We start from the raw sequence: 8,964 nt of genomic DNA on the forward strand, positions 1-8,964 counted from the left end.
GGTCCACTCGGTGTCCTGACCGGACGGCTCGAAGCCCTGGCCGGGGTGTCGCGCCGCCTCGGCGGCAGCCACCGCGCGAAGCGCCGTCAGCAGCGGTGCCACCGCCGGTTCGTGGCGCAGGGGCAGGTCGTCGCCGTCGATGTCCAGGGGGACACCGGCCGCCGTGAGGGCGCGGCGGACCGTCGGGATGGTGCGGGACCCGGCGCGCACCAGGACGGCCATGTCGCGCCAGGGCACCCCGTCCTCCAGGTGTGCCCGGCGGAGGATGTCGGCGATGTTGTCCAGTTCCGTGCCGGGTGTGGGGTACGTGTGGACCTCGACGCGGCCGCCGTCCCGCACCGGGGTGAGCTCGCGGTGGGCGCGTACCTTGTCGGCCGGGAGGCGGGTCAGCGGCATGCGCTGGGTCAGCAGCCGGGTCGCACCCAGCAGGGCGGCGCCGGAACGGCGGGAGGTGCGCAGGACCTCGACGGGGGCCGGGCGGCCGTCCGCGCGCGGGAAGGAACGCGGGAAGTCCAGGATGCCGTTCACGTCGGCGCCCCGGAAGGTGTAGATCGACTGGTCGGGGTCGCCGAAGGCGACCAGGGTGCGGCCGCCGCCGGCCAGGGCGTGCAGCAGGCGGACCTGGGCCGGGTCGGTGTCCTGGTACTCGTCGACGTACACGGCGTCGTACCGGGCGGCGAGTCGTTCGGCGGCCTCCGGGCTGCGGGCGAGGAGCACCGCGCGGTGGACGAGCTCGGCGTAGTCCACGACGCCTTGCAGGTCGATGACGTCGAGGTACTCGGCCAGGAAGGCGGCCGCGGCCCGCCAGTCGGGGCGGCCGATCCGCCGGGCGAAGGCGTCCAGGGCCTCGGGGCCCAGGCCCAGCTCGCGGCTGCGGGCGAGGACCGCGCGGACCTCGTCGGCGAAACCCCGGGTGGTCAGACAGGCGCGCAGCTCGTCCGGCCAGCGCACATGGTGCAACCCCAGCCGCTCCAGCTCCGGCTGTCCCGCGAGCAGCTCACGTACGGTCACGTCCTGTTCGGGACCGGAGAGCAGGCGCAGGGGTTCCACGAACAGGTCGCTGTCCTGGTGGGCGCGGACCAGGGCGTAGCAGTAGGAGTGGAAGGTGGTCGCCTGGGGGGCCCGGGCCGCCCCTATGCGCCGGGCCATGCGGTCGCGCAGATCGACGGCCGCCTTGCGGCTGAACGTCAGTACCAGGATGCGCCCGGGGTCCCCGCCCCGGGCGATCCGGGCGGCAACGGACTCGACGAGCGTGGTGGTCTTTCCGGTGCCGGGACCGGCGAGGACGAGCAGAGGGCCGGACCGGTGATCAACCACGGAGCGCTGTGCGGCGTCCAGACGGATGGGATCCGGCTCGGCCGGAGGGGTACGCACCAGTCGGTAAGCGCCACTGTTCCCCTGCCGCACCGGGGGGTGCGGCAGGGGCCTGGTGGAAGAAGAGGAGCTCACGTGGTTCGCCGGTCCTGGTGGGTGTGCTGGTTGGCAGGCGGTCACGCGCACATGACGGTGGCCGCGGGATGAGGGGAACGCGTGCAGCCGACGCTACGCCGGGGAAAAGAGCGGAAGTGGATCCTCCGCTTCACCCCTTCCGGATCTCGTGCCACGCGAGTCCCATCCCTCACGAACGTACGTCATGCCACGGACGTCCCCCCTGTCCCCCTTACGGGCCACGGGTTCCCCCCTTCGGGGTCCGATGGCGGAAGCTGTCAGGTGTGAACCTCCGCGCACTCGTCGCCGTCCCACCGGGCCCGCCTCATGTCGAGGCGGGGCAGATGGCCCTCGGCCGTCCTGCCGGCCTCCTTCAGCGGGGTGCCCTCGGCGCGGTACCGCTCGAGCGCCCGCAGCTCGTGGCCGGGCAGCAGGACGCCGTCCGCGCGGACGACCCGCCACCACGGGACGGTTCCGCCGTACAGGGCCATCACCCGGCCCACCTGGCGCGGGCCGCCCTCCTGCAACCACTCCGCGACGTCCCCGTACGTCATGACCCGTCCGGGCGGAATGCGCTCGGCCACGTCGAGGACCCGCTCGGCGTACTCCGGGAGCGCGTCCGCGTACCCCGCGCCGGCGTCTTCCGGAAACCCCTGCTCGCTCATCCGCCCCATCCTGCCGCACCCCACCGACAACCGGACGCGGGCTGCCACAGGACCGCCCCTCGCCCTCCGGCGACGCTTCCGGCAGACTGTGCGCCCCCGCATTTGAACCCTGATGCCCCCGTGAGCCGGTGCGGCATGCCACCATCGTGCGGGCGGTGACTGGTGATACGAGACCAAGAAGAGACGATGAAACAGCAGGGCGTGCACCCCGAAGGCGCGGAGGGTACCTCTGCGGCGGCGTCGCGCCCGGACACCGCCGCACCGCGCGGGCAGAACTCCGGCCCCGGGGACACCCGGCGGCCCGACGAGGGCACCGACCCCGGGGACGCCCGGGGACCCGACAAGGATGCGGCCGCCGGCCCCGAGCCCGCCGAAGAGGTGCACACCGACGCCGTCGACGGCGACGAACCGCTGCTCCCCGCGCGCGTGCACCGTCCGTCCGACCTGATGCGGCTGCTGGTGGGCATCCTCGCCATCGCCGTGCTGCTGGCGATCGCCGCGTTCGCGCACGGGACCACCTCGGGCCTCGAACAGGACATCAACAAGGGCACCGGCCAGGCACCCGACCTGCTGATCAGGTTCGCGGGCCTGGCGTCGAGCATCGCGATCCTCCTGGTGCCGGTCGCGTTCGCGATCGAGCGGCTGATCAAACGGGACGGGCTGCGCATCGCCGACGGCGTGCTCGCGGCGGTCCTCGCGCACGGTGTGACGCTCGCCACCGACCTGTGGGTGGCCCGGGCCGCCCCGCCCTCCATCCAGGACGCGCTCACCCAGCCCTCCCCCGGTGACATCCACGCCCTGACCGACCCGGTGCACGGCTACCTCGCTCCCGTCATCGCCTACATGACGGCCGTGGGCATGTCCCGGCGGCCCCGCTGGCGGGCGGTGCTGTGGATCGTGCTGCTGCTCGACGCCTTCTCGATGCTGGTCACCGGCTACACGACTCCGTTCTCGATCATCCTGACCGTGCTGATCGGCTGGACGGTGGCCTACGGCACGCTGTACGCGGTCGGCTCCCCGAACGTCCGGCCCACGGGCCAGACACTGATGGCGGGGCTGCGGCACGTCGGTTTCCACCCGGTCAGCGCGGCCCGCGAGGACGCCCCGGACACCGACGGGGACCGCGGCCGACGCTACTTCGTCACCCTGGAGGACGGCCCGCCGCTGGACGTCACGGTCGTCGACCGGGAGCAGCAGGCCCAGGGCTTCTTCTACCGCGCGTGGCGCAACCTCACCCTGCGGGGCTTCGCCACCCGCTCCAGCCTCCAGTCGCTGCGCCAGGCGCTGGAACAGGAGGCGCTGCTGGCGTACGCGGCCATCGCGGCGGGCGCCAACGCGCCGAAGCTGATCGCCACCTCGGAGCTGGGCCCCGACGCCGTCATGCTCGTCTACGAGCACACCGGCGGGCGCACCCTCGACTCGCTGGCCGACGAGGAGATCACCGACGACCTGCTGCGCAACACCTGGCACCAGGTGCAGGCCCTGCAGTCCCGGCGCATCGCCCACCGCCGGCTCGCGGGTGACGCGATTCTGGTGGATCGTTCCGGCACGGTGATCCTGACCGACCTGCGCGGGGGCGAGATCGCGGCCGGTGACCTCCTGCTGCGCATGGACGTCGCCCAGCTGGTCACGACGCTCGGCCTCCGGGTGGGCGCCGAACGGGCGGTGGCCTCCGCGGTCGGTGTCCTCGGCCCCGACGCGGTCGCCGACTGCCTGCCGATGCTCCAGTCGATCGCACTGACCCGCTCCACGCGCGCGACGCTGCGAAAACTGGCCCGGGAGCGGGCCCAGCGCGAGCGCGACGCCGTGCTCGAGGCCTCCCGGCAGGCCAAACAGGCTCGCCTGGAGGAAGCTCCGGAGGACAGCAGACCCGCACTGGAGAAGCCCGACAAGAAGACCGTGCGGGCCGAGCAGCGGGCCGAGAAGCGGGCCATCGACGAGGCCCTGGAGGAAGCGCGCGAGGAGGACCTGCTCACCCAGATCCGGCACCAGGTGCTGCGCATCAGGCCGCAGGCGCCGGTGGAGCCGGCCCGGCTGGAGCGGGTGCGACCGCGCACGTTGATCAGTTTCATCGCCGGCGCGATCGGTGCGTACTTCCTGCTGACGCAGCTCACCCACATCGAGTTCGGGCCACTCGTGGCGAACGCCCAGTGGGGCTGGGTCGCCGCGGCCGTGCTGTTCGCCGCGCTCAGTTATGTGGCGGCGGCGATGCAGCTCCTCGGTTTCGTCCCGGAGCGGGTCTCGTTCACGCGCGCCGTAGCGGCCCAGGTCGCAGGCTCGTTCGTGAAGATCGTGGCCCCGGCCGCGGTCGGCGGTGTGGCGCTCAACACGCGGTTCCTGCAGCGCGCCGGAGTGCGGCCGGGGCTCGCGGTGGCGAGCGTCGGCGGCTCGCAGCTCGCCGGACTCGGCTGCCACATCCTGATGCTGCTGTCCTTCGGTTACCTGACCGGTACCGAGAAGACGCCGTCGCTGTCGCCGTCCAGGACGGTCATCGCGGGTCTGCTGACGGTGGCGGTGCTCGTGCTCGTGGTGACATCGGTGCCGTTCCTGCGGAAGTTCGTCGTCACGCGCGTGCGGTCGCTGTTCGCCGGTGTCGTGCCCCGCATGCTGGACGTCCTCCAGCGGCCGCAGAAACTGGTCACCGGTATCGGCGGCATCCTGCTGCTGACGGTCTGCTTCGTCATGTGCCTGGACGCGTCGATCCGGGCGTTCGGGGACGGCACGACCTCGCTGAGCATCGCCAGCGTCGCCGTCGTCTTCCTGGCCGGCAACGCGCTGGGTTCCGCCGCGCCCACCCCGGGCGGCGTGGGCGCGGTCGAGGCCACCCTGACCGTCGGGCTGATCGCCGTCGGCCTGCCCAAGGAGGTCGCCGCACCGGCCGTCCTCCTGTACCGGCTGCTGACACTGTGGCTGCCGGTCCTGCCGGGCTGGCTGGCTTTCAACCAGCTGACGCGCAAGGGCGCACTGTAGGGCCTGCCCGGCGCACTCCCGCTCGGACCCACGCGGGGCGTACCTCGTACGGCCCGCGCCCCGCGCGCCACGGCGGCCGCGCCCCCAGGATGGGAATATGCGCCGCTTCCGGATCCGAGCCGCCGCCCTGGCGTCCGCCGTGCTGCTTTCCGCACTGCCGGCGGGGTGCGGCGACGGCAGCAGGGACGGGGACCTGACGGCGCAGAGACTGGACTGGAGGGACTGCCCTGCTCCTTCGGCGGCGGAGGGCGGTGGCAGTGCCCCCTCGCCGCTGCCGGACGGGGCCACGTGGCAGTGCGCCACGCTGCAGGCGCCGCTCGACTGGAGCAAGCCGAAGGGTGATCGCATCGGCCTCGCGCTGATCCGGGCCAGGGCGAGCGGACCGGCGAGCAGGCGGATCGGTTCGCTGGTGTTCAACTTCGGCGGGCCCGGCGGCAGCGGTGTCACCACGCTGCCCGCGTTCGGCGAGGACTACGCCAAGCTCCGCACCCGCTACGACCTGGTCAGCTTCGACCCGCGCGGGGTGGGCCGCAGCTCTCCCGTGGAGTGCGAGAACGACGCCCAGCTCGACGAGTACTTCCAGCAGGACGCCACACCGGACAACGCCACCGAACGCACCGGGCTCCTGAACCGCACGAAGGACTTCAACGCGGCCTGCGAGAAGCACTCCGGGACGATCCTGCCGCATGTGCGCACCACGGACGCGGCCCGCGACATGGACCTGATGCGGAAGGTGCTCGGCGACAAGAAGCTCTACTACTTCGGCATCTCCTACGGCACCGAGCTCGGCGCCGTCTACGCCCACCTGTTCCCGAGGAACGTCGGCCGCGCCGTCTTCGACGCGGTCGTCGACCCCACGCAGAACGCCGAACAGAGCTCGCTCGGGCAGGCCAGGGGATTCCAGCTCGCGCTCGACAACTTCGCCGAGGACTGCACCTCCAAGACCACCGCGTGCCCGATCGGCGACACCCCGCAGGACGTCAAGGCCCGCATCGCCAAGCTGCTGAGCGACCTGGAGCGCAAGCCGATCCCCGGCGTCTTCCCGCGCCAGCTGACCCAGACCGACGCGACGAACGGCATCGCGCAGTCCCTGTACTCGAAGGACTTCTGGGAGTACCTCACCGAGGGACTGCAGCAGGCCTACGACGGCGACGGCAAGATCCTCATGCTGCTTTCCGACTCGATGAACGGCCGCGACGAGAACGGCGAGTACAGCAACATCACCGCGGCGAACATCGCCATCAACTGCTCCGACGAGAAACCGCGCTACACCACCGCCTACGTCCAGCAGCAGCTGCCGGAGTTCCGCGCCGCCTCCGCCCTGTTCGGGGACTACCTGGCCTGGGGTCTGGTCGGCTGCACCGGCTGGGCCGTGCCCGGCGCCGCCGACCATCCCGACGTGAGTGCGCCCGGATCGGCACCGATCCTCGTAGTCGGCAACACCGGTGACCCGGCGACGCCGTACGAGGGCGCGAAGAAGATGGTGGACGCGCTCGGCAAGGGCGTCGGAGTCGAGCTGACGTACAGGGGGCAGGGACACGGCGCGTACGACAGCAAGAACCGGTGCGTGCAGGACGCGGTGAACGGTTATCTGCTGGACGGGAAGGTGCCCGCCGCCGGGACGGTCTGTTCCTGACGATCTCGAACTGCTCGATGAATTCCCAGGTCAGATGGTTATCCACAGGGCGCAACCGGTTCGGGGAGATCCGCCTACGATGGCCGGAGAGCTCACCGCCACGAGTCGCGGAGGGCATGGGAACGGGGGGCGCATGTCGCGTTTCGTACGGTGGTCGGCCACGGTGGCCGCCGCGCTGCTGGTGGCCGGGTGCAGCGGCGGGTCGTCGGGCGGGGACGAGGGCAAGCGGCGGTCCGGCCCGCCGCCGGCGGCGCCGACCGGCACGTCCGCCGCCGGCCTCCCCGCCTCGCTCGTGTCGCAGCAGCCCGGCTGGGGCCGTTGCAAGGCCGGGCAGGACTCCCCGGTGCCGAGCGGTGAGTGGCAGTGCGCGACGCTGAAGGTGCCGCTCGACTGGAGCAAGCCCGAGGGCGACACCATCGGCCTGGCGCTCATCCGGGCGAAGGCCACCGGCGGTGACCGCATCGGCTCGCTGCTGTTCAACTTCGGCGGACCCGGCGGATCGGGCGTGTCGACGATGCCCGCCTTCGGCACCACCATGTCCGCGCTGCGCGCGCGGTACGACCTGGTGAGCTGGGACCCTCGTGGGGTGGGGGCGAGCGAGGGCATCCGCTGCCGCAGCGACAAGGACATCCAGGCCGCCGAGGCGGTGGACGCCACCCCCGACACCCCGGCCGAGGAGAAGGCCTACTTCCAGGACGCCACCGACTTCGGCAAAGGCTGCGCGCGAGCCGCCGGGAAGCTGATGGCCCATGTCTCGACCACCGACACCGCCCGCGACATGGATCTGATCCGCCAGGTGCTCGGCGACGCCAAGACGCACTACTTCGGCTTCTCCTACGGGACCGAACTGGGCGGTGTCTACGCCCATCTGTTCCCGCAACACGTGGGGCGCCTGGTCCTCGACGCGGTGGTCGACCCCGGCGCGGACACCGTGGGCCACGCCGAGAACCAGGCCAGGGGCTTCCAACGGGCGCTCGACGACTATCTGAGGTCCAGGAGCCAGGACCCGAAGCAGGGCACGCAGAAGATCGCGGACCTGCTGAAGCGCATCGACGCGCGACCGCTGCCCACGTCGTCGGGGCGGAAACTGACGCAGACGCAGGCCGTCACCGGCATCGTCCTGCCGCTGTACAGCGAGTCCCGCTGGCCGGAACTGACCAGCGCCCTCGCGGCGGCGGAGGAGGGAGACGGAACGAAACTGCTCGCACTCGCCGACGACTACAACGAACGGGACTCCTCCGGGCGCTACGGCACGACGACCCACGCCCAACGGGTCATATCGTGCCTGGACGGCAAGGAGCGGCCCACGCTCCGGGAGACGAAGAAGCTGCTGCCGGAGTTCGAGAGGATCTCGCCGGTCTTCGGGGACTTCCTCGGCTGGGACACGGCCGGCTGGTGCCACGACTGGCCAGTGGCCGGACAGTACGAGACCCCGGAGGTGAGCGCACCGGGCGCGGCGCCGATCCTCCTGGTCGGCAACACCGGGGATCCGGCGACACCGTACGAGGGCACCCGCAGGATGGCCGACGAACTGGGCCGCGGTGTCGGCGTCGAGCTCACCTGGAAGGGCGAGGGCCACGTGGCATACGGCCGCGGGAGCGACTGCGTCGACTCGACGGTGAACGCCTATCTGCTGGACGGCACGGTGCCGGAGGACGACAAGGTCTGCTCATGACGCCGGCGTCCCGGCTGGGCGGTGGTCCACGGACCGGTGCCGGCCGGCCTTCCTCACCCGGCCGTCCGCATGCGGGGCGGTCACAGTTCGGCGATTGCCTCCAGAGGGAGGAGCGAGCTGTCGGCCGCGGCCGAGCGCTGCTCACACCAGATCGTCTTGCCCGCCGCGGTCTGCCGGGTGCCCCAGCGCTCCGTGAGCTGAGCGACCAGCAGCAGCCCCCGTCCGCCCTCGTCGAACACCCTGGCCCGCCGCAGATGCGGTGCTGTGCTGCTGGAGTCGGAGACCTCGCAGATCAACACCCGGTCGTGGATGAGCCGCAACTGGATCGGAGGTTCCCCATACCGGATGGCGTTCGTGACCAGTTCACTGACCAGCAGTTCGGTGACGAACGCGGCCTCTTCCAGCCCCCATGCGTCAAGGGCACGGACGGCGTCCGCCCGTATCCGCGCCACGGCGGAGGCGTCGGCCTCCACGTCCCACACGGCGACCCTGTGCGCGTCCAGTGCCCGAGGCCGCACCAGAAGCAGGGCCGCATCGTCGGCGGGGCCCTCGGGCAGCAGCTTGCGCACGACGTGATCGCACAGGGAGTC

General features: G+C 71.9%; 6 protein-coding genes. 3 read left to right on the top strand and 3 right to left on the bottom strand.

The genetic code is table 11. The features are described 5' to 3' along the window. The coding region (locus ACWC21_RS18410) for an ATP-dependent helicase (RefSeq protein WP_450882961.1) at nucleotides 1-1,317 on the bottom strand (1,317 nt) is incomplete at its 3' end. Between the two features lie 389 nt (nucleotides 1,318-1,706). Beyond that, the gene (locus tag ACWC21_RS18415; protein WP_450882963.1) at nucleotides 1,707-2,093 is read right to left on the bottom strand and encodes an MGMT family protein; all 387 of its coding nucleotides are present in this window, start codon (nucleotides 2,091-2,093) and stop codon (nucleotides 1,707-1,709) included. A gap of 186 nt (nucleotides 2,094-2,279) precedes the next feature. Here ACWC21_RS18415 and ACWC21_RS18420 point away from each other — a divergent pair, with 186 nt between their 5' ends. The 3 genes from ACWC21_RS18420 to ACWC21_RS18430 all read left to right on the top strand — a co-directional run bounded on the left by ACWC21_RS18420 (nucleotide 2,280) and on the right by ACWC21_RS18430 (nucleotide 8,374). Further along, nucleotides 2,280-5,063, top strand: coding sequence for a lysylphosphatidylglycerol synthase domain-containing protein (locus ACWC21_RS18420; RefSeq protein ID WP_450882965.1), 2,784 nt, complete (start codon nucleotides 2,280-2,282; stop codon nucleotides 5,061-5,063). 97 nt (nucleotides 5,064-5,160) lie between these two features. After that, entirely contained in the window at nucleotides 5,161-6,699 is a 1,539-nt protein-coding gene (locus tag ACWC21_RS18425; RefSeq protein ID WP_450882967.1) for an alpha/beta hydrolase, read from the top strand. Between the two features lie 133 nt (nucleotides 6,700-6,832). Continuing rightward, nucleotides 6,833-8,374 (top strand): alpha/beta hydrolase, encoded by a 1,542-nt coding sequence (locus tag ACWC21_RS18430; RefSeq protein ID WP_450882969.1) that lies wholly within the window; start codon nucleotides 6,833-6,835, stop codon nucleotides 8,372-8,374. 80 nt (nucleotides 8,375-8,454) lie between these two features. Here the strand turns inward: ACWC21_RS18430 and ACWC21_RS18435 are convergent. After that, the coding region (locus ACWC21_RS18435) for an ATP-binding protein (protein WP_450882971.1) at nucleotides 8,455-8,964 on the bottom strand (510 nt) is incomplete at its 5' end.

The sequence above is a fragment of the Streptomyces sp. NPDC001348 genome (assembly GCF_053597535.1).